Here is a 23,121-nt window from a genome sequence, read left to right as displayed (position 1 = left end):
GGTGGTGTGAGAGGTCGGTAAACGCGAAAGTAGGAGATAAACACCCTATGATTAGTGTTTACCTCCTACTCGATTGTTATCTCAACGATGTTGATTATTTCGGGAAGGTGTTCTGCCAGCCTTCGTTCTGTTCCACGCCGAATCCGGAGTTGATCTCATCGGCAGGAATAGGATAAACGCAATCAGAAATCTTGAAGTTGGTGATCGCCCAGTCGATGGCAGGATAAGCGATATCGGTCTGAGCCAGATTCGCATTCACATCCCAGCGGCGGAGGTCATAGAGACGGTGGCCTTCCTGGAAAAGTTCGCGGGCACGTTCTTCCTGAATGAAGCTCATGAGACCATCCTTATCAGAGGGAAGATCGGCAACCGAAGTGATGGACGGGTTACGTTTTGCTACTACGAGAAGAGCGTTCTGAGCATTGGTGATGTCAGCCGATGAACCGCGCAGATAGCTTTCAGCCTGGTTGAGATACATCTCAGGAGCGTTGATCAGATAGTTTGTTCCATAGGCAGAATTTCCGCCAAGACCATAAGCACCGAACTTACCGCTGCCGAATTCTTCCGCACCCTTGTCAGTAGTTGTCCAGCTCCACACAGCACGACGCACATCATTATCATCCATGATAGACTTCAGATAAGGAGTCGGGCCGTAGCTGTAATTCGACCAAAGAGTACCGCACGAATTTGCGCTCCAGTTGTCAGAGGTGTTGATGGCAAGATAGAAGAAACTTTCAGTGTTGCTTCCTTCGCCATTGTAAAGAGCCTTGTAGGCGGCGGGAGTATAAGCCAGCGCAGGATTTCCGGCTGCGCTGAGTGCCTTCTGGGCAGCATCAATTGATTCCTCGAACTTCTCCATGTAGAGATATGCTCGTGAGAGAAGTCCCCAAGCCGCTGCCGGCGACATATAGACACGGTTTTCCTTTGTCTGACCTGCGAGCTCGAAATAATTGATCGAAGCCTTCAGGTCATTGACAATCGAAACATAGGCATCGCCTACTGTGCTGCGGCTGACCTTCGAACCGGCAACCACGGGGTCATTTACCACAACGATACCCGGCTCTGCCGAAAAATCACGACCGTCAACCATCACCTGATGGGAGAACACATTGACAAGCACGAGATTTGCATAGGCGCGGAGAGCATAAGCCTCTGCAAGATACATGTCGAGATCCGCGATTTCTTCCTCGCTGACACTCTCCTTCATGCCTTCTCCGGCCTTGATGATACGGGCGCTGTTGTCAACGACCTTGTAGCCATACTCCCAAATGTATGAGAGATAGATATCAGTCACTGTCGGAGTAAACTGGTTGATGGTGTTGAAGTGGCTTGAGGAGCGGTTCCAGTAAGCCAGGTCGGAAGCGATGTCACCGAATGAAGTGGCATAGTTACCGGCAAAATAGTAGCGGTAAAGGTTGTAATATGTACCGTTGAGAGCATAGCCGATATTGTTGACGCTGTTAAGGCCGGTGTCTATGTCGATGCCATTGTAGATCTTTGAATCCAGGAAGTCATCGCCACAGCTGACCATGCTTCCGCCCAGAAGCAACATGGCAAGAGCTTTGATATGGAGATTTTTCATATTTTCCTTAAGTTGTAAATTATGGTTCTTTAGAAGATAATTTTAGAAAGTCAGCTGAATACCGCCTGTGAAAGTGAATGCTGCGGGATACTGCCATGCGATCTCACCGTTAGCATAGGTTTCAGGGTTGTAGCCGATGAAATCAGATGCGGTCCAGGTATGCACATTGTCGAAGCTGGTATAGATGCGGCACTTCGAGATCAGAGCTTTCTTTGTGATCGAAGCCGGGATTGTATATCCGAGTGTGATATTGCTCAGACGGAGATAATTGCCGCTCATGATCCAGCGTGACGAGTAGTTCTGTGATGAAATCTGGTTGGGGTCACCGATAATGTACTGCGGATATTTTGCATCCGGATTTTCAGGAGTCCATGAATTTTTAATCATTTCCTTCAGCGGTGTGCGGTATGTGCTCATGTTCCAGCCGGTGAAATCGTGGCCGGTGTCGATGACCTTGCTGCCGAGACGGTAGTTGAACTGCATGGAGAGGTCAAAACCATAGCCGCGGGCATTGAGACCGAACGCACCGAACACCTTGGGTGCAGCCGAACCTACGTAGCGCTTTTCAGCTGCATTGTAGTCATCGGTAAGCTCATTGCTGAGATCATTGCCGGCTTCGTCTTTTGTTCCTTTGGCGTAACGGTAATAGAGAGCCTTACCGGTCTCGCGGTCAACACCTGCGTATTCCGGAGTGTAGAACTGGGTGAAAGGACGGCCTTCTTCAAGAATCTGATAGGTATATTCGACAGATCCGTCGGCAAGTTTGAGGATCTTGTTCTCATTCCAGGTGAGGTTGGCGAAGAGGCTGACGGTAAGATCGCGGCTTGTGTAGGCCACACCGTTGACACCGAATTCAACACCGCGGTTGCGCATCTTGCCGATGTTCTTGTAGAATGAATTCATACCGGTGGTCATTGACAGGGGCACCTTGTAGAGCGCGTCGGAAGTCTCATCGTTATAGAAATCGAATGTCATGTTGACACGGTTGAAGAGCGAGAGATCGAAACCGACGTCAAACTTGCGCGAAGTCTCCCATGTGAGATCCGGGTTTGAGATCTGTGCGGGGATCATACCGGGAACCTGATTGTAGTTATATCCGGATGAATAGTAACCGCGGGCTGCATAGAGGTTAGGCAGTGACTGGTTGCCGACAGTACCGTAAGAGATACGGAGAGCGGCATTGCTGAGCCAGTTGACATCCTTTACGAAAGACTCCTGTGACAGACGCCACTTGCCGCCTACCGACCAGAAATTACCCCAGCGGTTGTCAGCACCGAAGACCGATGAACCGTCACGGCGGAAAGAAGCTGAAAGATAGTAGCGGTCGTCATAAGAATAGTGAGCATCCATGAAGTATGAGGCCAGACGTGATTCGCTGCGATAATACGAGCTGCCATTGTCAGTAGCGGCAGTTGTCAGATCGCGCATGCCAGAATCGGCAAAGGGGAAGTCTGTGCGAGAATAATAATCCTCATGGTAGTCATAGCGCTGGCATTCCTGACCGAGAAGAAGGTTGATGTCATGCTTGTCGAAAGTCTTGGTCCAGCCTAAAGTGTTGGTCCAGGTGATGGTGCTGATACGCTGCTTGTACTGCTGGCCGAGACCGTTGTATTGCATACCCTGCGGATTGTAGACAGCACTCCAGTAATCATAGTCAGTCTGGTCAACAAGGTTCACACCGAGGTTGGTCTTGGCCCAGATGCCGAACGGAAGATCAATGCGAAGCCAGGGATTGGCATTGATGGTCTGGTTGGTCACCTCATAGAGGTTACCGAGTTTTGAATCGTTGACAGCCACAGGGTTGTAGCCTGAGACGCCGTAATATGAACCGTCTTCATTGTAGACGGGATCAATCGGGAGCCATGAAGAGACAGCGCCGGTCAGCGGGTTGGACATCGCACCGCTTGTCGACTGGCTGAAGTTGTTGTTCTTGCTCCAGGAGAGAGAAGCGTTGACACCGGCAGAGAAATATTTATATTTGGTGTCGAGATTCAAACGGCCTGAATAGCGGGTGTTGCCTGAGTTGATCACAATACCTTCAGCATCCACATAGCCAACAGAGGCATAGTAGTTTGTATTTCCGCTTGTGCCGTTGAAGCTGATATTATATTCCTGGAAATAGCCTGTGCGGGTGACAGCGTCGATCCAGTCTGTGTCAGTCTTGCCGTCCCAGCCGAGAGCACCGACTACCTTGTCATACCATTCGTCATACGAACCACCTCTCAAAGCCATATAACCTTTGGCGAACCAGTCCATAGTTTCTGCTGCATTGGCATACTTCATGTTGTGGTTGCCCATCTTGGTCAGACCCTGCTTGATGTCGATATTGAGGTTGAACTTGCCCTCACCGCCTTTCTTGGTAGTGATGACGATCACACCGTTGGCAGCACGAGAACCGTAGATAGCGGTAGCGGCAGCGTCCTTAAGAACGGTAACGCTCTCGATATCATTGGGATTGTAGGCAGCCATCGGATCGAAGAAGTTGTTGGACGTGCTGCTGATACCTTCAGCGTCAGAGTTTACGGGTACACCGTCGACCACATACAGAGGCTGCGAGCTTGACGAAAGCGAACCGCGGCCGCGTACATAAACCGAGCCGAATGTACCGGGCGAAGAAGTAGAGTTGTTGTACTGGAAACCGGTCACAGAACCTTCGAGAGCCTTCACGAAATTCACATCCGATTTCTTGTCGATAACTTCGCCGTCAAGCACAGAAGCGGCACCGGTGAAAGCAGCCTTGCGCTGTACGCCATATCCGGTAACGACCACCTCATCAAGAGTGTTGGCGTTTTCCATCCGGATGAACATCTGGCCGGGAGTGATGGCCACCTCAACGGTCTTCATACTGATGTAAGAGACCTGAATTTTAGTCACTGATTCGGGAAGGCTCAGAGTGAACTTTCCGTCAATGTCCGTAGCAGTACCGATCTTGGTACCTACACCCAAGACAGTTGCTCCAATCAGAGGATCACCGTCAGCGGCGCTGGTGACGGTGCCGGTGACGGTGCGGTTCTGCGCCGCCAGAGTCCCGACTGCCACCACAAGGGCCGTCAGTAGTAGAAACAGCTTTTTCATACCTAATAGTTAAGTAATACGAAATTAGTTAAAGTATAAAATAATGATTTTTGCAATCTAAATAGCATAGTGGAGTTGAAAATCACTTTCAACAGGGGACGCTCCTGAAAAATCAGGGGAAGGAGTAGAGAGAGGGTTTTATGTTTTAATGATGTTTAGGCGTCATTATTGGAAACATATATATTTTTAGAGAAGTAAAAGAATTAGCACAATACTTACGGGGAGCTCCCAGCCAGCCGGTCAGAGATGAAACATCGGCGATAGGAATAAAGACTTTTTCACACTAATGTTTCAATTCGGTCACAAAAGTAGTGTTTTTTAATGTATCTGTTAATTTATTTAGTGTGAAAGTTTGTTAATTCACCATCTAAATACATTAAAACTGTTATTAATCCATGCCAAAAGATAAAAAAATGAAAGGTTATATCGGGAGATTTTTTAGAAATTCATGTCTGCGTGAAGCCAAACGGTCTTTCAGGATCATTTTAAACGACCTCTAACAATTTCTCAGAGGATGTTGCAAGACATCCCGCTATTGACTTTGGCATGGCCGTTATTCAAAGCGTCATCTTCCAGGCCGTTGATTCCAAGGCAATTGCTGAGGCTTTAAAAGGTCTCCCAACTGTGTCACATAGTACTGTAACAAGCTGACAAGCTGTGGATGGCTGCTCTCTGTGAATTATCAATAAAAACCGCAGTTTTACTACATTTTATTAATTTTATATTGATTTTTATTTCGATTTATTTGTTAGTTTGACTGAATAGTTGTAATTTTGTCGCGTTAACGGAATAAAATATCAAGCCACAGATTTGAGAACTATGATCTATCTAATCAACCAAAACTTTCATTGGTGGCACATCGGTAGTGATTATCGATGGCAATGATTTGCGTCTGCCTGCATGAATGCAGGGTTTAAGGAAGATACACAAGCAGCTGTCGATGGTTAATCGGCGGCTGTTTTTTATTTACACGTTTCAGAATAGAGGTTTTTAAAACACCCCTATAAGAGTATGTTTACTTTTAGCTTTATGAAATCTTTATAGCCATTTCCGGTCAATTTTAGAGGTTGTTTAAAAACAACCTCTAAAATTTGGTTTGAAAATATTCCCTAAATCTTAGCATAAGCCAAAAGTAAACATATCCTAAAACAATCAAATTATAGATTATCCACTACAATGAACACTTACAAGTCTATACTTCCGGTTGACGAGGAAGGTTATTATGGCCGTTTCGGCGGCGCTTATGTCCCTGAGATTCTTCACGGCAATGTCGAAAACCTGCGCAAGGCTTTCTACCGCTATGTCGATGACGAGGATTTCCAAAAAGAATTCGATGTGCTGATGCGCGACTATGTCGGACGTCCCTCGCCGCTCTACCGGGCCGAGCGGCTGAGCGAGCGCTACGGGACGAATATCTATCTCAAACGGGAAGACCTGAACCATACGGGCGCCCACAAGATCAACAATGCGATCGGTTCGGCGCTGCTGGCCAAAAGGATGGGGAAGCACAGGATCATTGCGGAGACCGGTGCGGGACAACACGGAGTTGCTACGGCTACGGTCTGTGCGCTGATGGGACTGGAATGTGTAGTCTACATGGGGGCTACGGATGTGGCCCGGCAGCAACCCAACGTGGAGCGCATGGAGATGCTCGGCGCCACGGTGGTGCCGGTCATGTCAGGCAACCGGACTCTGAAAGACGCTACAAACGAGGCCATCCGCGACTGGTGCTGCAACCCGGAGAGTTTCTACATCATCGGCAGCACCGTCGGCCCTCATCCCTATCCGGAGATGGTCGCCCACTTCCAGTCGGTCATAAGCAAGGAGATCCGCTCCCAGCTCAAGAACCATATCGGACGCGAGACGCCTGACTATGTGGTGGCCTGTGTCGGCGGTGGAAGCAATGCGGCAGGGGCTTTCTATCATTTCATCGACGAGCCGACCGTCGGGCTGATCGCAGCCGAGGCGGCAGGGCTGGGAGTTGAAAGCGGACAGACCGCAGCGACCATCCACAAAGGAACGGAGGGAATCATCCACGGCGCCCGCACACTGGTGATGCAGACTCCTGACGGCCAGATCGAGGAGCCTTACAGCATCTCGGCCGGACTGGACTATCCGGGGATCGGTCCGCTCCATGCCTTTCTGGCTCGTTCGGGCCGTGCGAAAGTAATCGCGGTGACTGACTGCGAGGCTCTGGACGCGGCAATGACGGCGACCCGTCTGGAAGGGATCATTCCGGCTCTGGAAAGCGCCCATGCACTCGCGGTGCTCGACCGGATGAAATTCGGTCGTGACGAGACGGTGGTCATCAACGTTTCAGGCCGCGGCGACAAGGACATGAACACCTATCTGCAAGCTCTGCACCGGGAGTGAGCACCCTCTCAAGACAAGAACAAAGCATAATCCAACATATACACAATAATATATAAAAGATGAAAACAATAATCCAGCATACACGCACCATCCCGGCCGACCTTGAGACACCGGTTGGGGTCTATCTGAAAGTGCGCGATCTCTATCCGCAGTCGGCGCTGCTTGAGAGTTCCGACTATCATGCCTCGCAGAATGCGGTCTCGTTCATCGGCGTCGAGCCGATCGGGAGCTTCAAGGTTGAAAACGAGCAGGTGGTGCTGCGCTATCCCGAAGAAGAAGAGATCAGGAAGGATATAGCCGACGGAGCGGTCGACGTGGTCGAGGAGCTGCGCGGCTACATCGGGAGTTTCCGTGTCGAAGGCACCGCGGACAGCCGTATATCCAACGGATTTTTGGGCTATACGGCCTATGACGCGGTGCGTTATTTTGAAAATGTGGCTATCCGTCCTCGCGAAACCCGTTTCTGCGATGTCCCTGACATGTATTATGTGCTTTACCGCTACCTGATTCAGGTCGACCACTACAAAAACGAGATGACGATCGTTGAAAACTGCCCTGAAGGCACAGTCAGCGGGACTGACGAACTGATCGCGGTGCTTCACAACAACAACATGGCTCAATATCCGTTCAAAGCCGCCGACGATCTGGAGTCAAGCATGAGCGACGAGGATTTCATCAGCGCAGTAAAGCGCTGTGTCGGCCACTCGCTGCGCGGCGATGTATTCCAGATTGTCCCGTCACGGAGATTTTCGAGAGGTTTCAGCGGCGACGAGTTCAACGTCTACCGTGCTTTGCGCTGCATCAACCCTTCGCCCTATCTCTTTTACTTCGACTTCGGCAACTTCAAAGTGTTCGGCTCCTCGCCTGAGACCCATCTGCGGATCTGCGGAAAGACGGCCTACATAGACCCGATCGCCGGAACTTTCCGCCGCACGGGAGACGAGGAGCGTGACCGACGACTGGCCGACGAGCTTCTGACCGATGAAAAGGAGAATGCCGAACACATCATGCTCGTCGACCTCGCCCGCAACGACCTGAGCCGCAGCGGAGGCAAAGTGGAGATCGAATTTCTGAAACAGATACAGTATTACTCCCACGTGATCCACATGGTATCGCGCGTCAAAGCCGAACTTCCGGAAGGGGTCAACCAGTACCGCCTGTTTGCCGACTCATTCCCGGCCGGCACACTCAGCGGCGCCCCGAAGGTCAGAGCAATGCAGATCATCGACGCCGTCGAGCCTCACAGCCGTCTGCTCTACGGCGGTTGCATAGGCTATCTCGGCTTCAACGGCGACATAAACCAGGCCATCACCATCCGCAGTTTCCTGAGCCACGGCGGACGGCTCTACTGCCAGGCCGGAGCGGGCATAGTGGCCCGGTCAAGGGCCGAAAGCGAGCTCCAGGAAACACGCAACAAGCTCGGCGCACTGAGCAAGGCAATCACCTATGCCGAAGAATTCGGAAAATAAAGCCTTAACCAACACCTCAACCAACACTGAGACATGAAACTCTTACTGTTTGACAATTACGACTCGTTTACATACAATATCGCCCATGCCATGCGTGAGCTTGGAGTCAATCCCGATGTAAGGCGCAACGACCGCATCACGCCGGACGAGATCGCCGAGTATGACAAAATCATCATCTCGCCCGGACCGGGCATCCCTTCGGAAGCCGGACTGCTCAAAGAGATGCTTGAGCGCTATGCCACTGAAAAGCCTATCCTCGGAGTGTGTCTGGGCCATCAGGCCATCGGCGAGCGCTTCGGCGCACGGCTGCGCAATCTTTCAAGCGTCTATCACGGAGTGCAGACAGCGGCCAGACTTGTCTGCGACGACTATATCTTTGCCGGAGTGCCGTGTGAATTCGAGGTCGGACGCTATCACTCATGGGTAGTGGACCGCGAGGGACTGCCCGAAGAACTTGAGGTGACGGCTGTGAGCGACGACGGAGAGATCATGGCCATGCGCCACAGGAGTCTCGATATCCGCGGCTTGCAGTTTCACCCGGAGTCGATACTGACACCCTACGGACTTACGATCCTTGAGAACTGGCTGAACCATTGACAGACACCAATACACGAAAAAACGATGAAAAATCTGCTATACAAGATGTTCGAGCACAAGAATCTCAGCCGCGAAGAAGCGCGCGATGTGTTGCTCAACATAGCCGACGGCCTCTACAACGATGCACAGCTCGCCGCCTTCATGACCGTCTTTCTGATGAGAAGCATTACGCTTGACGAACTCAGCGGCTTCCGCGACGCGCTGCTCGAAAGGCGCCGTCCGGTCGATCTGGGAGGGGTGAAAGCAATCGACATAGTCGGCACCGGAGGCGACGGCAAAAACACGTTCAATATCTCGACGGCAACCTGTTTCGTCGTGGCCGGGACAGGGCGCAAGGTTGTGAAACACGGCAACTATGGTGCAAGCTCGGTCTCAGGAGCAAGCAACGTGCTCGAACGCCACGGAGTGCGCTTCACCGACGACCGCGACCGGTTGCTGCGTTCGCTTGACGAGTTTGGCGTCAGCTACCTCCACGCACCGTTTTTCAGTCCCGCGCTCAAGAGCGTGGCACCGGTCAGAAAAGCCCTCGCGGTCCGCAATTTTTTCAACATGCTCGGCCCACTGGTCAACCCTACGCTCCCGGAGTATCAGCTGTTGGGCGTCTACAACCTGAAACTGATGCGCCTCTACAACTACATAGCACAGAAATCCGGCGTCAAGTGCACTATTGTCCACTCGCTTGACGGCTATGACGAGATCTCGCTTACAGCACCGTTCAAAATCGTCTCCGGCGAGGGCGAGAAGGTGGTCACTCCGGAATCCCTGGGTTTCCGACGCGCTGCCGAAGAGGAGCTATGGGGAGGCGAGACAATCGACGATGCCGCAAAGATCTTCGATGCGGTGTTGGCCGGGGAAGCCACTCCGGCGCAGGAAAACTGCGTTATAGCAAACGCGGCATTCGCCATCAGGACTCTGGAGCCTGAGGTGGAACTGACGACTGCCATTGAGGAAGCCAAAGAAAGCATCCGTTCGGGCAGAGCCGCGGAAACATTTAAGAAATTCGTTGAAATCAACAGCTTATGACAACCATACTCGACAATATCATTGCAAACAAGCGGCGCGAGATCGAGACAATGGACTCTATTTTCGGCGAGATCCGGACGGAAGGCATTGAGGCGCGGCAGACAGTCTCGATGAAAGAATCCCTGACGGCAAGCCCGACCGGCATCATCGCGGAATTCAAACGCCGGTCACCGTCAAAGGGGGAGATCCATCCTATGGCGCTCGTCAATGAAGTTGTCCCGGACTATGAGACAGCCGGGGCCGCAGCCTGCTCGGTACTCACCGACACGGTCTACTTCGGAGGCGCGCTGACGGATCTGACAATGGCCCGCAGCTGTGCGAGGCTTCCACTGCTGCGGAAAGACTTCATAGTCTCGCGGAGGCAGATAGCCGAAGCCCGCGTCTGCGGCGCCGATGCCATATTGCTGATCGCCGCGGCCCTGAGCGCTGCCGAAGTGGAGGACTTCACCCGCTATGCCCATTCGCTGGGACTGGAGGTGCTTTTCGAGATCCACAATGCCGTCGAGCTTGACAGATTCTGTCCCGAAGTGGATATGGTCGGAGTCAACAACCGCGATCTGCGGACTTTCGCCACGGATCCGGACCTGTCGGCAACAGTGGTCCGAGAGTTGCCTGCGGAAGTTGTCAAAGTGGCTGAAAGCGGACTCAGTTCGCCGACCGAAATCAGAAAACTGCGCGAAGCCGGATTCAGAGGATTTCTGATCGGCGAGACATTCATGAGGCATTCAGCCCCCGGAGAAGCCTTGAAAAATTTCATAGCCGAGATCTGACAGCAGAGTCAGATACCTGAAATCACAAACCCAACAACCACTTAGAGGTTGTTTAAAAACAAGAGTTAAAATCTGAGTGGTGTATCTTTTAGATAAATTGTTGTAAATGAGAAAGGAGCCATATCCACCTCAAAACTTTCGCTCAGATTTTAACTATTGTTATTAAACACCCTCTTAACATCAATTCAGACCAAATGGAGATCAAAATCTGCGGCATGGCATCGGAAATCAACATCAGGGAGATCATAGCCGCCTGCAACCCGGACTACCTCGGACTTATTTTCCACACCCCCTCGCCGCGCAACGCCATAGCCTTACCTCTAAGCCAGGAGATTGGTAGCCGCCCGCGGAAAGGCTTTGTCGGAGTGTTTGTCGACAAAGAAGAGGATGAGATCATTGAATATGTCCGCCGCTATCGCCTTACAGCCGTCCAGCTCCACGGCAGCGAAAGCCCGGAACTCTGCATGAGACTCCGCAAACGCGGTTTTTTCAAAGTCTGGAAAGCCGTCGGAATCGAATCGGCGGATGATTTCCAGAGGCTTGAACAATATGCCGGCTGCGTGGACCGCTTCGTGTTTGACCGCAAAAGCCCGTCGCACGGAGGCACGGGAGTGAAATTCGACTGGCGCATGTTGAGTCACTACAATGGCGAAGTCGATTTCATGCTCGGCGGAGGCATCGGGCCGGATGATGACGCCGAAATCTTGCGCATCAGCCATCCACGCCTCGCCGGACTCGACTTGAACAGCTGTTTCGAAGTAGTCCCCGGAGTAAAAAACTCAAAATCACTTGAATCATTCATCAGAAAAATCAGATCAAAATGAACCGTATAGACCGCCTTTTCTCACAGAAAAGCAACAACATCCTTTCAATCTACTTTACCTGCGGCTATCCGCAGGCCGACTCGACCGCCGGAATCATCAAGGCCCTTGCCCGCAGAGGAGTGGACATGATCGAAGTCGGAGTCCCGTTTTCCGATCCGATGGCCGACGGCCCCGTGATTCAGGAAAGTTCCACCGTGGCGCTGCGCAACGGTATGACCCTCGAAAGGCTCCTCTCGCAGGTTGAGGAAGCCCGCAGAGAAGTGACGGAAGTGCCGCTGGTGCTGATGGGCTATCTGAACCCCATGATGCAATATGGCATCGAGCGCCTGTTTGCCCGCTGCAAAGAGATCGGGATCGATGCGCTGATCATCCCAGACCTGCCGTTCAACGAATATATGCGCGACTTCCGCGGACTGTGCCGGAAATACGATCTGCCGATGATCATGCTGATCACACCTGAGACAAGCGACGAGCGGATCAGGATGATCGACCGCCACTGCGACGGCTTCATCTACATGGTTTCGGCAGCAGCCACCACAGGGACCCGCGACAGCTTCGGACCCGCACAGCTCGACTATTTCCGCCGCATCGCCTCGCTCGATCTCAGCCACAAACGTCTGATCGGTTTCGGAATTTCCAACCCGTCGACTCTCCGGGAAGCCTCGGAACATTCCTCAGGAGCGATCATCGGCTCGCTGTTCATAAAATGTCTCGCCTCCACGGCAAGTCCGGATGAAGCGGTCGAAAAGCTGATGACGACAATAGGGCGCTGAAAGTCACAGCTGTCGCCCCGACAGTCCTCCTTCCGGTTTGCTCCTCTTGGGAAAAAGTGTTATATTTGCAATTAATATGGAAAAACGTGGTGTTGCAGAACCTGCCACAACGGTCACCGGTTTATGCGGCATCCTTCCGATAGGTCGATTATAACAGGTTTTGCAACAACCTCTAACCCTTTTTGACTATGCGATCAGAACAAGAACTTGAAGGAGTGTCGCTGTTAGGCAACACCAAGGTCAACTATCCCACCCAATATGCGCCGGAGGTGCTTGAGACTTTCATCAACAAGCATCCCGACAATGAATATCTCGTGACTTTCACCTGTCCGGAATTCACCTCGCTCTGCCCGAAAACCGGTCAGCCCGACTTTGCAAAAATCATCATCTCCTACATCCCGCGCGAGAAGATGGTCGAGAGCAAGAGTCTGAAACTCTATCTGTTCAGCTTCCGCAACCACGGCGATTTTCATGAAGACTGCGTCAACATCATCATGAAGGACCTCATCGCGCTGATGGATCCCCGCTACATCGAGGTCAAAGGAATCTTCACGCCGAGAGGCGGCATTGCAATTCTGCCTTTTGCCAACCACGGCGACGGCGAGCACCAGGAGATGGCCCGCCAGCGACTTCTCGCCTCGTTTCCGGCTGATTTCTGATCAATATCAAGTACGTAACCCCGACTCTGAATCATGGCAAAAGATACATTGTTAGTTCTTTCAGGAGGCATGGACTCGACAACCATGCTCTATGACTACGCCGACACGATCGCCGCAGCGGTCACTTTCCAATATGGCTCGAACCACAACCGCCGCGAGGCCGAATGCGCCCGCTGGAACTGCGAGCAACTCGGCATCCGCTGGATCGAGATCGACCTCGCTTTCATGGGGAAATATTTCAAAAGCTCGCTGCTCTCAGGAGCCGACGAGATCCCCGAAGGCCACTATGCCGATGACAACATGCGCTCGACCGTCGTGCCCTTCCGCAACGGGATCATGCTCTCGGTAGCCGCCGGACTTGCCGAAAGTTTCGGATTGAAAAAGGTGATGATCGCCAACCATTCCGGTGACCATGCGATCTATCCCGACTGCCGTCCGGAATTCATCCGTTCGATGGGCGCCGCTATTTCCGACGGCACCTATGAACATCTGGAGCTTCTCGCGCCTTATACAGACATGACCAAAGGTGAAATAGCCCTGCGCGGCAAGGAAATAGGGGTGGATTATTCCCACACCTACTCATGCTACAAAGGTGGCGAACACCATTGCGGCAAATGCGGCACCTGTGTCGAACGCCGCGAGGCGCTCGAATTTGCCGGTATAGTCCTGAATAACGATTAAGAGGAGGTCATACCCACCCCTCCGGAACCATCAAGATCCGAAATGAATCAACCCGTCAGCCGACGAAAACCCCGCCGCCGTTTCAGCCTCGTCAAGACCCTCAGACTACTGTTGCCTCTGATGCTGTTCATCAGTCTGTGTGTGGTCATGTGCACTCCGACACATCATGGCGAAAGCGACGGATCCATTGTTGTACCTGAAGTCAAGATCTCACGCTTCACATCGGTCTATGATCTTGAGGTCGACACCGTCAGCCCCTATCTCGGCCATCTTCCCGAAATGCCGAACCCCAACGGCCGACTCAAAGTCAACTATTTCGGAAGCATGAGGCAGGCCTTCAACGACAGCAACTACGTCCACTGGGCCGAAGCCGAGCGCTATGGACTCGAACCGCTGACCGACACCCGTTCCCACTGGCAGCTGCGCTCGCCGATCGTGAAAGTGACCACCTGTGCCGACTATTTTGTCGACACCCTCATTTTCTCGCGTCCCTACCTGGTCCCCGTAGCAGCCGCAAGGCTCAGGGAAATCGGCAGCCGCTTCCGCGACAGCCTTGAATCGCGAGGCGGAGGCGACTACCGCATAAAGGTCACGAGCATACTGCGAACCCCACGCACCGTCAAACGCCTGCGCCGGCGCAACCGAAACGCAATCGACTCCTCAGTCCATCAGCTTGGGACGACTTTCGACATATCCTACGCCTCATTCATTGCCAACTCAGCCGGCAATGCCCGCAGTGTCGACGATCTGAAGGGTGTGCTTTCGGAAGTGTTGCTCACAATGCGTGACGAAGGCAAGATATATGTGAAATATGAAGTCGGACAGCCGTGTTTCCACATCACCGCCCGCAAACCCGACGAATGAGCGTCATCCCGACAGAGAGATTCCGACCCTAAACATCTAACCTGTTTATTCTCATGAGCGATCAGCAGCAAGAGCCCCCCAGACCTGAGGGCAAAGAGAAAAAGACTAAAAAATCAGTGTGGGCCAAAGTGTTCCGCACACTGTTTTTCACCATCATCGGACTCATGGTGGTCTTGATTGCCGTGATCACCGTCGCCGTATCCTATCTGAAACCGGAAAGGCTGACACCATTGGTCGAAAAATATGCCAATGAATATCTCGATGCCGATGTCTCCATCGGGCGGATGGAACTGTCATTCTGGAGCACATTTCCGCGGCTTGAACTCGACGTCCGTGACCTTTCGGTCAGGAGCAAGGCCTTTGACAGCATAGCTCCTGTCCGGAAAGACAGCCTGCCCGTCTACGCCGACTCCCTTCTGTCGCTCAGACACTTCAACGGCGCCATAAACATCCCGAAACTGACGGTCGGCTCATTAGCGTTTTATGACATTATCTTCGAGAATCCGCGCATCAACATCGTGCAGCTTACCCCCGATTGCTCGAATCTCGACATCTTCCCTCCCTCGGAAGAATCTGAGAAATCTGACAGCCCGCTGCTGATCCCCGACTTTTCGATCGGCACATTCGAGATCCGCGACTCGATGCCGGTGCGCTACCTCTCCGTCCCTGACTCGACCGATGTCAGCCTCTGCCTGACCACCACCGCACTCAGCGGCCGGAAAGCGCCGGTCTATCAGCTTGACATCCAAGGCAACACCGACCTCAGACTCCCTGCGCTGGACCTGAACGATCTGAGTTTCGGAATCGGCGGCGACATCAACTGGTCACGTCACAACCCGACTCATCTTTCTCTGTCTGATTTCATCCTCCGTGCCGGAAAGGTCAAGGGAGACCTGTCAGCCGACATCGACTTCGGTGAAACCCTGCGGGTCAACACCTTTGAATTCAATCTGCCACTTACCCCTTATGACGACCTTGCCGCCCTGGTCCCCGCCGGATATTCCGACGAACTGTCAAAAGTCAGAAGCGACCTCGGTCTGAAACTCGGAGTGCGGCTGACATCCCCCTATGCACCGGCCCTTGACTCGATCCCCTCGCTCCACCTCTCGCTTGACATTCCGGAAGGACGTGTCTCCTACGAACGTCTGAACCTCAAAAGTTTCTCCCTTTCAGCCGAAGCCGACATTGACGGAGATGACCTCGACCGTTCGACCGTCAATCTCAAACGGCTCTCGGCAATCGGCGACGGTGTCGGCTTCGAACTGATAGCCCGTTTCGCCAACCTCTTGTCAGACCCCTCAGCCGAGGGTACTTTCCGCGGCGGCATCGACATAGACCGTCTGCCATCGGCACTGCTCAAAAAACTCCCGTGCTCTCTCTCCGGCAATCTGCGAGCCGACAGCCGCTTCTCTTTGCGCGAAAGCTATCTCTCGAAAAAGAAATTCCACCTCATACGCCTCACCGGCGAAGCCACTCTCCGCGAGTTCCGTGCCTCGATGCCTGAACTCCCGGCGGATCTCTACACCCGCACCGTCGAACTCCGCCTTGGCACCAACTCATCTTTCACCCGTGGCGAAATCGCCGTCGACTCCATGCTCACGGCCTCGCTGAAAATCGACACCATCTCAGCCGATGTCACCGGCATGAGCCTGATCGGCAACGGACTGAAAATGGGAATCGGAAGCCGCAACACAGCCTCGTCAACCGACACGACTCTCATCAATCCGCTCGGTGCGCGGATCGTCGCCGACCGGCTCTATTTCAAATCGCAGGAAGATTCCATGCGTGTGCGCCTCCGCAAAGCAACCGTCGGCGCAACTCTCCAGCGCTATAAAGGAGATGCGAAAAAGCCTCAGCTGCATCTCGACATAGCGACAGAGGGCGCGTTCTACGGCGACCGCGTCAACCGCGCCATGCTCAGAAAAGCGCTTCTCTACGTGACCGTCCACCCCGACACCATTGTCCCCGCCGCCCGCCGCAGTTCCCTGCTCGACTCCCTCGCAAAAATCCATCCGGAACTCCCGCAGGACTCCCTGCGCGCTCTCGCCGCCTCGGTGCGCAAGACCAGACGCAACAACCGCCTGAAAGCCGACAGCGCGGCAGTCTCTGACGGAGAAGTCCTTGATCTGACAGTCGACAACTCGATGAGGCGTCTGCTGCGCCGGTGGGATGCCAGAGGTGTACTCAGAGCAGGACGTGTAGCGGTGTTCACCCCATACTTCCCCTTGCGCAACAGTCTGACAGATCTTGACATGCGCTTCACGACCGACTCAGTCACTATCACTGACACCCGCCTCCGCTCAGGCAACAGCCGCCTCACTGTCAACGGCTCAATCAGCAATATCACCAAAGCCCTGACATCGAGAACCCACAGCCAGCCGCTCAAACTCGACTTCACGCTGAGCGGCGACACTCTTGACGTGAACCAGCTCGCTGCCGCAGCCTTTGCCGGGTCCGCATTCTCCGAAAGAGACTCGACAGGGACATTCGTCACCCCTGATACCGACAACGAGGCTGTCCTTGCCGCCTCGATCGAGGCCGGTGCCGACAGCACAGCCCTCCTCGTCATCCCCTCCAACGTCGAAGGCACTCTCAGAGTCCACGCTTCTGACATCCTCTACTCCAACATGATCTTCCATGATTTCAACGGGAAACTCAATGTCTACAACGGCGCCATAAACCTTGAGCAGATGACCGCCCGTTCCGATGTCGGCTCCCTTGACCTCAATGCCCTTTACAGCGCACCGTCCAAGAGAGATGCGACATTTGCCTTTGGTCTGAAAGTTAGCGACTTCCACATCGCCCAGTTCCTCGACCTTGTCCCCTCGCTTGATTCGATCATGCCGCTCCTCTCGGACATCAGCGGCATCATCAACGCCGACATCGCGGCGACCACAGGCCTGGATTCAGCCATGAACCTCGACATCCCGACCCTCAAGGCAGCTGTCAAACTTTCCGGCGACAGCCTCGTGCTGATTGATCAGGAAACCTTCCGCAAAGTCGGCAAATGGCTGCTTTTCAAGCACAAGGAGAAAAACGTCATAGACAGCATGACAGTCGAGATGATCATCAACAATTCACAGCTTGAACTCTTCCCCTTCATATTCAGTCTTGACCGCTATAAACTCGGTGTCATGGGCTCCAATGACATGGCCATGAACCTCAACTATCATGTAGCCGTACTCAAATCGCCTCTGCCATTCAAATTCGGCATCAATATCGGCGGAGATGTCGACAACATGAAGATCCGCCTCGGCCGCGCCAAATTCAACGAGAAGAATCTTCCCCGCACCGTGGCCATCGCCGATACGACCCGCGTCAACCTTGTCCGTGAGATCGGCAACATATTCCGCCGCGGTGTCCGCTCGTCGAAACTCAACAGTCTCAACTTCAACAATACCTCGACGCTGAATGCCATCGAAAGCGATCTTCCCGCAGACACGATCTCTCACGCCGATTCCCTATATTTCATAAAAGAAGGTCTGATTCCGGCTCCGGATACTGTTCCGGCTGCCGTCATTCAGCCTGCCAGACAGAAAAAGAAACGCAAATGACACAGCCACCGCTTCCTTTTGCCCCCGAAATACTCCGTTTCCTCGAACGCCGCCACTATGAACGCGTCATCCCGCGCGCGGCTCTCATCGACATGGACGGAACTCTCTATGACTCGATGAAAAACCATACTCTGGCCTGGCACAGGCTGATGACAGGACTCGGAGTCGAGTGCACCCGCGAGGAGTTTTACCTCTACGAGGGCCGCACAGGCGCATCGACAATCAACGCTCTTTTCCGCCGCCAGTTTGACCGCGATGCCACTGACGAGGAAAAAGAGACACTCTATCACCGCAAGACCGAGTTTTTCCGCGAGCTTCCCCCCGTGCTTCCGATGCCCGGCGCTCTTGAGATGCTCTCGGTTTTCCGCGAGGTTGGCATCCAGAGGGTGCTTGTGACAGGCTCCGGACAGCAGTCGGTTCTCGACAATATCTCGCGCGACTTCCCTGACATGTTCGACGATGACAAGCGCATCACCGCCCGCAATGTCACCCACGGCAAACCTCACCCCGAACCCTTCATCAAAGCCATGCAGCTCGCCGGCGTAAGCCCCTCGCAGTCCATTGTGGTCGAAAACGCCCCTCTCGGAGTCGAAGCCGGAGACCGAGCGGGAGCTTTCACAGTCGGAGTGACCACAGGTCCCATTCCCCGCGAGGCTCTCGAAGAAGCCGGTGCCGCCGTAGTTTTCAGTTCGATGCCCGAATTTGCCCGCCTGCTTCCTTCGCTGATCCTCTCGCTCCTGACCATCAGCCGCCAATGAAAAAATCTGACCCATAACTTCGAAACTGTTTCTTACACAACTGTACCAGTCAATATGCAAAAGATCGTTTACACCAATGACGTCGCCCAGGCCATCACCGCCTTTGTCAGCGAAATGAACCCTGCGAGCGTCCATATCATAACCGACTCAAACGTAAAAGAAGCCGTCCTCCCCGGACTCTCGCTCGACTATCCCGTCATCACCGTCAGTCCCGGCGATGAAAACAAGAACCTCGAATCACTCAGTCTGATCTGGAGCAGCCTCATCAGCCAGGGTGCCACACGGAAATCCCTTATTATTAATATAGGTGGTGGAGTTGTCACCGACATGGGAGGATTCGCCGCCGCTACATTCAAGCGTGGAGTCCGCTTCATCAACGTCCCGACAACGCTCCTTTCGGCTGTCGATGCCGCTGTCGGAGGTAAGACTGGCATAAATTTCGACGGTCTCAAAAACGAGATCGGCGCCTTTGCCCCGGCTGATGCCGTGGTCATCTCAACGGTCCTTTTCGAGTCTCTGCCAAAAACCGAACTCCTCTCAGGCTATGCCGAGATGCTGAAACACGGTCTTCTGTCCTCGGCTGACAACTACACCTCGCTCCTGAATTTCGACATCCTTGACGCTGACCTCACCCGCCTGCTCCCTCTGCTCGAAAACAGTGTCCGTGTCAAGGAAAAGATTGTGACTGAGGATCCCTGTGAAAAGGGTATCCGCCGCGCGCTTAACCTCGGCCACACCGCAGGCCACGCCTTTGAGGCTCTCGCCATGCACAAAGGCCGTCCGATCCCCCACGGGCATGCCGTCGCGTTCGGAATCCTCGTCGAGATGATCATCTCCCACACTCAGGAGGGCTTCCCCTCGGCCCAACTTTATCGCTATGCTTCCTATCTGAAGGAACAGGGCTACGGCTCGCCGGAGATCTCCTGCAACGACTATGACGCCTTGATTGCCTACATGCGTCATGACAAGAAAAATGACACCCCCTCGCAGATCAACTTCACGCTGCTTTCGGCACCGGGTGTCCCGCTGATCGACCGCACTGCCTCCGAAAAGGATATCCTCGCAGCCTTTGACATCTTCCGCGATCTCATCTGAGCACCCGCCTCCGCTGACGAAATTCCGTCCGCCTCCGGCATCTTCCGCAACCTCATCTGAGCACCCGCCTCCGCTGACGAAATTCCGTCCGCCTTCGGCATCTTCCGCAACCTCATCTGAGCACCCGCCTCCGCTGACGAAATTCCGTCCGCCTCCGGCATCTTCAGCGGCCAGATCCGCAACCCGATCAGGAATATCTGCCGTCAATGCCTCGGAGAGGCTGAGTTTTCGAAACCCCAGGGTAAGCGAAGTGCCCGCACAGGGCCGAGCGATGCCTGGGGCACAAAACCGTCGCCATATCTGCCTCGGAGAGGCTTGATAACACGATGGTGCTTATATGATTCGGAAGAAACAGCCGGGGAAATATCAGAAAATATAGCCGGCGGTGGCAAAGACGTTTACATTATGGGAATTTGGCACAATTTTAGCCGTGCTGGTGCCCATCGCCACATTGCGGAAGCCGAACTGACATCTGAAACCGATCGAGACCTTGTTCATGAATGACAGTCCGGTGCCCAGATGCAGGCCCATGTCGAAGTCGCGGTATGAATTCAGAAAACCGCGGTCATTTTTGTAATAATCCTTCTTCTGGGTTGTCGGACCGGCGATTATCAGCTGGCCCAGGTCATTCATCGTGGCTGAGTAGGTGGTGACCTTCTGTTTGCCCCCTGTTCCGAAACTCATGTAAAGGCCTCCGTCGGCATTCCATTTCACGCTCGGCGCCAGGTTGAAGGTAAACGAGGCGAACACAGGCACGTTGAAAGTGCGATAATTGTTCTTGATGGAATTGTTTGTCACCTGAGTGTCAGATGATGTTGAGATTTCCAACTTTCCGCTGTTGCGAAGATAGTTCAGCTCAGTGCCGATGCCGACAAACGAAGTCAGATTGAACTTCGCCCTGAAACCGACGCCCCATGCAAAGCCCATCGAATTGTTGACATCTGAAATCTCCTTAAAGCAGCTCTTGTAGTTTTCAGTCACATAACTTCCGCCCAAAAGCAGATGGACCTGCGTCTCTATGAATTTGTCCGGCTTTCCATAGTTGATCAACTGTGACTGCGCCCCGGCGGGAAGGAGCATGGCCACTAAGCCTACGACCGCAACGATAATCTTTCTCATAAAACTGATACTGTTGGTGTGTGATTTTTTCTGAAGGCGTTCAAAACCGCCTCCGGATGGTTTATTTCAACTCAAAATTACATTAAAAAGCCCTCAAAAACAAACCGCGAAATAAATTTCACCAAAAAATGACATTTTTTTTGCACAATTGAAGAATTATTCTTAATTTTGCAGTGTCAAAAACGACAGGACAACGGCTCCTTAGCTCAACTGAATAGAGCATCTGACTACGGATCAGAAGGTTACAGGTTTGAATCCTGTAGGAGTCACACCAAGCCCGCTTCACCAAGCGGGCTTTTTTCATTCTATGGCCTCCACCATCTCGCGCTTCAGCGCCGTGTCGATCTCCCGGTAACGCGCAAACGCATGGCTGCCGGGGGCATGGCCGCTCAGTTCGCTGACAAGATTCTGATCCTTGAATTTCTTGTAGATGTTTCCGATGAAAGTGCGCCGCGCCATGTGGGAACTCCCGATCTCATAGAGCCTGCGGCTTTCAGCTTCCCGCGTCAGAGGATTGATCACAAGCACCCTCCGGTCCACACCTGCAAGCCTGAGAATCTCCTTGATGGCCGAATTATAGCTCACCCTCGTATAGACCTCAGGGAAAAGTCCCCCGCCGGGAGCGTCCCGGTAGCGCCGCAACACCCTCTCAGCCGTCCGGTTAAGCGGCACCTTGATCGTAATCGGTCGTCCCTCACGGCTTTTGCGGGCCACATAGTTCAGCTCACCGTCGACAATATTGTCTTTCGTCAGCCGCATCAGGTCGGACACACGACACCCGACACAACACTGAAACACAAACATATCCCTTTGCCGCTCCAGTCTCGGATAAGCCCTCAGATCGGCACTCTCCACCTGACGGCGCTCCTCCACAGTCAGATAGACAGGCGTCCCGTAGACATTCTGGTTGCCGGCATAAGTGTCAAAAGGATTTTTTGCAATCCGACCTGTCCTGACCGCCCATCTCATCACCGATTTCAATAGCTTCATCCTGTCATTGACCGTATTCTGGCTCTTGGCCCGCGTTCTTCCTTCGCATCCGCGTCCTGACACCAGACGGGGATACTTCCGCACCCACATATCCTCCCTGCGCATGAAACTCTCAAAAGCCCGCAGGCAATTCTCGTCAAGACGCTCCACAGTCAGTCTGAAACGCGCCACTCTCAGACGCCTGAACTCCTCGAAGCGCGCCACAGACCTGCGCATCAGTGCATAGCCCGTAGTCCGGCTCTCCGAACTGTCCGACGAGGCTGTCACCTCCATGAAATCATCTATCAGCCCGACCACCGCCGTACGCTCGGCCTCTCGGCGCGGCTGCTCACCGGCGTTGAAAACATCAATCTTCTCCGACAGCCATCCGCGTCCGATCCCCTTGCCGCGCACCGTGAAATAACACTCTTCCACAAAATCCATCATCCGTTGCAGTCGTTCCTTTTCGACGGACATACACTCCGGCCATGCGCCCCAGTCAGCAGCGCCACCGCGGACAGTGATCACCGACCGCAGCTCACATCCGCCCTCCGCCCTCACATCCGCTTTGGCATCAGATCTTATATCCGCGTTGATCTCCTGCCTCACAGTCGTCTCAGCCCCAAGCCACTCCGGGACCACCCACACATTTGTCGAAGCCTGCTGATCGACCTTTCCGCAGCGAAAACGCAGCGAAAGTTCCACTTTTCCGCGGCTGTTGCGCCGCTTCCCTACATAAATCTGAAAAATCATAGCAAAATCGTTTAGAAAAATTATTTAGTCACCGGAGCGATCGGTATGTCGCTGATTGACCGGCCGATAGTCCTTCTGATCTGTCAGAACCGGAACCGACCACGCTCAGGCAAACATCGAAATTAGCAAACAGCATCCACAGATCAAACACCCTCCCCACCGGATTTTTCCCCGCAGCCACAC

At 53.3% G+C, this 23,121-nt stretch carries 17 protein-coding genes and 1 tRNA gene; 14 read left to right on the top strand and 4 right to left on the bottom strand.

Features of this window, described 5'->3' with window-relative positions:
• Positions 1 to 94: 94 nt before the first annotated feature.
• Both K2H17_RS04555 and K2H17_RS04550 read right to left on the bottom strand, forming a co-directional pair.
• Positions 95 to 1,582 carry a RagB/SusD family nutrient uptake outer membrane protein gene (locus tag K2H17_RS04555; RefSeq protein WP_300131949.1) on the bottom strand — a complete coding sequence of 496 codons (1,488 nt, stop codon included), beginning with the start codon at positions 1,580 to 1,582 and terminating at the stop codon, positions 95 to 97.
• A 42-nt stretch (positions 1,583 to 1,624) separates the two neighbouring features.
• Positions 1,625 to 4,657: a TonB-dependent receptor gene (locus K2H17_RS04550; RefSeq protein WP_300131947.1), complete on the bottom strand. Its 3,033-nt coding sequence runs from the start codon at positions 4,655 to 4,657 to the stop codon at positions 1,625 to 1,627.
• A 1,176-nt stretch (positions 4,658 to 5,833) separates the two neighbouring features.
• On the opposite strand from K2H17_RS04550, the gene trpB reads away from it, so the two are divergent.
• From trpB to K2H17_RS04485, 13 genes are all read left to right on the top strand, one after another.
• Entirely contained in the window at positions 5,834 to 7,030 is a 1,197-nt protein-coding gene (gene trpB / locus K2H17_RS04545) for a tryptophan synthase subunit beta (RefSeq protein WP_300131945.1), read from the top strand.
• Positions 7,031 to 7,089: 59 nt separating this feature from the next.
• Positions 7,090 to 8,499, top strand: a complete 1,410-nt coding sequence (locus K2H17_RS04540; RefSeq protein WP_300131942.1) for an anthranilate synthase component I family protein — start codon at positions 7,090 to 7,092, stop codon at positions 8,497 to 8,499.
• A gap of 33 nt (positions 8,500 to 8,532) precedes the next feature.
• A complete protein-coding gene (locus K2H17_RS04535) occupies positions 8,533 to 9,096 on the top strand; it encodes an aminodeoxychorismate/anthranilate synthase component II (protein WP_300131939.1) in 564 nt (187 codons plus the stop codon).
• A gap of 24 nt (positions 9,097 to 9,120) precedes the next feature.
• Positions 9,121 to 10,119, top strand: coding sequence for an anthranilate phosphoribosyltransferase (gene trpD / locus K2H17_RS04530; RefSeq protein WP_300131937.1), 999 nt, complete (start codon positions 9,121 to 9,123; stop codon positions 10,117 to 10,119).
• Positions 10,116 to 10,889 carry an indole-3-glycerol phosphate synthase TrpC gene (trpC, locus tag K2H17_RS04525; protein WP_300131934.1) on the top strand — a complete coding sequence of 258 codons (774 nt, stop codon included), beginning with the start codon at positions 10,116 to 10,118 and terminating at the stop codon, positions 10,887 to 10,889. The genes trpD and trpC overlap by 4 nt, the downstream gene beginning before the upstream one ends.
• Before the next feature lie 194 nt (positions 10,890 to 11,083).
• Complete coding sequence (locus tag K2H17_RS04520) at positions 11,084 to 11,713, top strand: phosphoribosylanthranilate isomerase (protein WP_300131931.1); 630 nt, start codon at positions 11,084 to 11,086, stop codon at positions 11,711 to 11,713.
• The gene (gene trpA / locus K2H17_RS04515; RefSeq protein WP_300131928.1) at positions 11,710 to 12,486 is read left to right on the top strand and encodes a tryptophan synthase subunit alpha; all 777 of its coding nucleotides are present in this window, start codon (positions 11,710 to 11,712) and stop codon (positions 12,484 to 12,486) included. The genes K2H17_RS04520 and trpA overlap by 4 nt, the downstream gene beginning before the upstream one ends.
• 188 nt (positions 12,487 to 12,674) lie before the next feature.
• Positions 12,675 to 13,145, top strand: coding sequence for a preQ(1) synthase (gene queF, locus K2H17_RS04510; protein WP_300131926.1), 471 nt, complete (start codon positions 12,675 to 12,677; stop codon positions 13,143 to 13,145).
• Between the two features lie 33 nt (positions 13,146 to 13,178).
• Positions 13,179 to 13,826: a 7-cyano-7-deazaguanine synthase QueC gene (gene queC, locus K2H17_RS04505; RefSeq protein ID WP_300131923.1), complete on the top strand. Its 648-nt coding sequence runs from the start codon at positions 13,179 to 13,181 to the stop codon at positions 13,824 to 13,826.
• A 42-nt stretch (positions 13,827 to 13,868) separates the two neighbouring features.
• Positions 13,869 to 14,690, top strand: a complete 822-nt coding sequence (locus tag K2H17_RS04500; RefSeq protein WP_300131921.1) for a DUF5715 family protein — start codon at positions 13,869 to 13,871, stop codon at positions 14,688 to 14,690.
• Between the two features lie 53 nt (positions 14,691 to 14,743).
• Positions 14,744 to 18,244, top strand: a complete 3,501-nt coding sequence (locus K2H17_RS04495) for an AsmA-like C-terminal region-containing protein (protein WP_300131920.1) — start codon at positions 14,744 to 14,746, stop codon at positions 18,242 to 18,244.
• Positions 18,241 to 19,002: an HAD-IA family hydrolase gene (locus tag K2H17_RS04490; protein WP_300131918.1), complete on the top strand. Its 762-nt coding sequence runs from the start codon at positions 18,241 to 18,243 to the stop codon at positions 19,000 to 19,002. The genes K2H17_RS04495 and K2H17_RS04490 overlap by 4 nt, the downstream gene beginning before the upstream one ends.
• Before the next feature lie 54 nt (positions 19,003 to 19,056).
• A complete protein-coding gene (locus tag K2H17_RS04485) occupies positions 19,057 to 20,097 on the top strand; it encodes a 3-dehydroquinate synthase family protein (RefSeq protein ID WP_300131915.1) in 1,041 nt (346 codons plus the stop codon).
• 366 nt (positions 20,098 to 20,463) lie between these two features.
• Here K2H17_RS04485 and K2H17_RS04480 read toward each other — a convergent pair whose 3' ends face one another.
• Positions 20,464 to 21,216, bottom strand: coding sequence for a porin family protein (locus K2H17_RS04480; protein ID WP_300131913.1), 753 nt, complete (start codon positions 21,214 to 21,216; stop codon positions 20,464 to 20,466).
• A 195-nt stretch (positions 21,217 to 21,411) separates the two neighbouring features.
• Between K2H17_RS04480 and K2H17_RS04475 the strand changes: the two genes are divergently transcribed.
• A tRNA-Arg gene (locus tag K2H17_RS04475) sits at positions 21,412 to 21,485 on the top strand.
• A 31-nt stretch (positions 21,486 to 21,516) separates the two neighbouring features.
• Here the strand turns inward: K2H17_RS04475 and K2H17_RS04470 are convergent.
• Positions 21,517 to 22,938 (bottom strand): site-specific integrase, encoded by a 1,422-nt coding sequence (locus K2H17_RS04470; protein WP_300131910.1) that lies wholly within the window; start codon positions 22,936 to 22,938, stop codon positions 21,517 to 21,519.
• Between the last annotated feature and the right edge of the window lie 183 nt (positions 22,939 to 23,121).

It is taken from the genome of Duncaniella sp. (assembly GCF_029054785.1).
Lineage (GTDB): Bacteria > Bacteroidota > Bacteroidia > Bacteroidales > Muribaculaceae > Duncaniella.
Note: the sequence above shows the minus strand (reverse complement) of the source record. Positions and strands in the feature narration are given on the sequence as shown.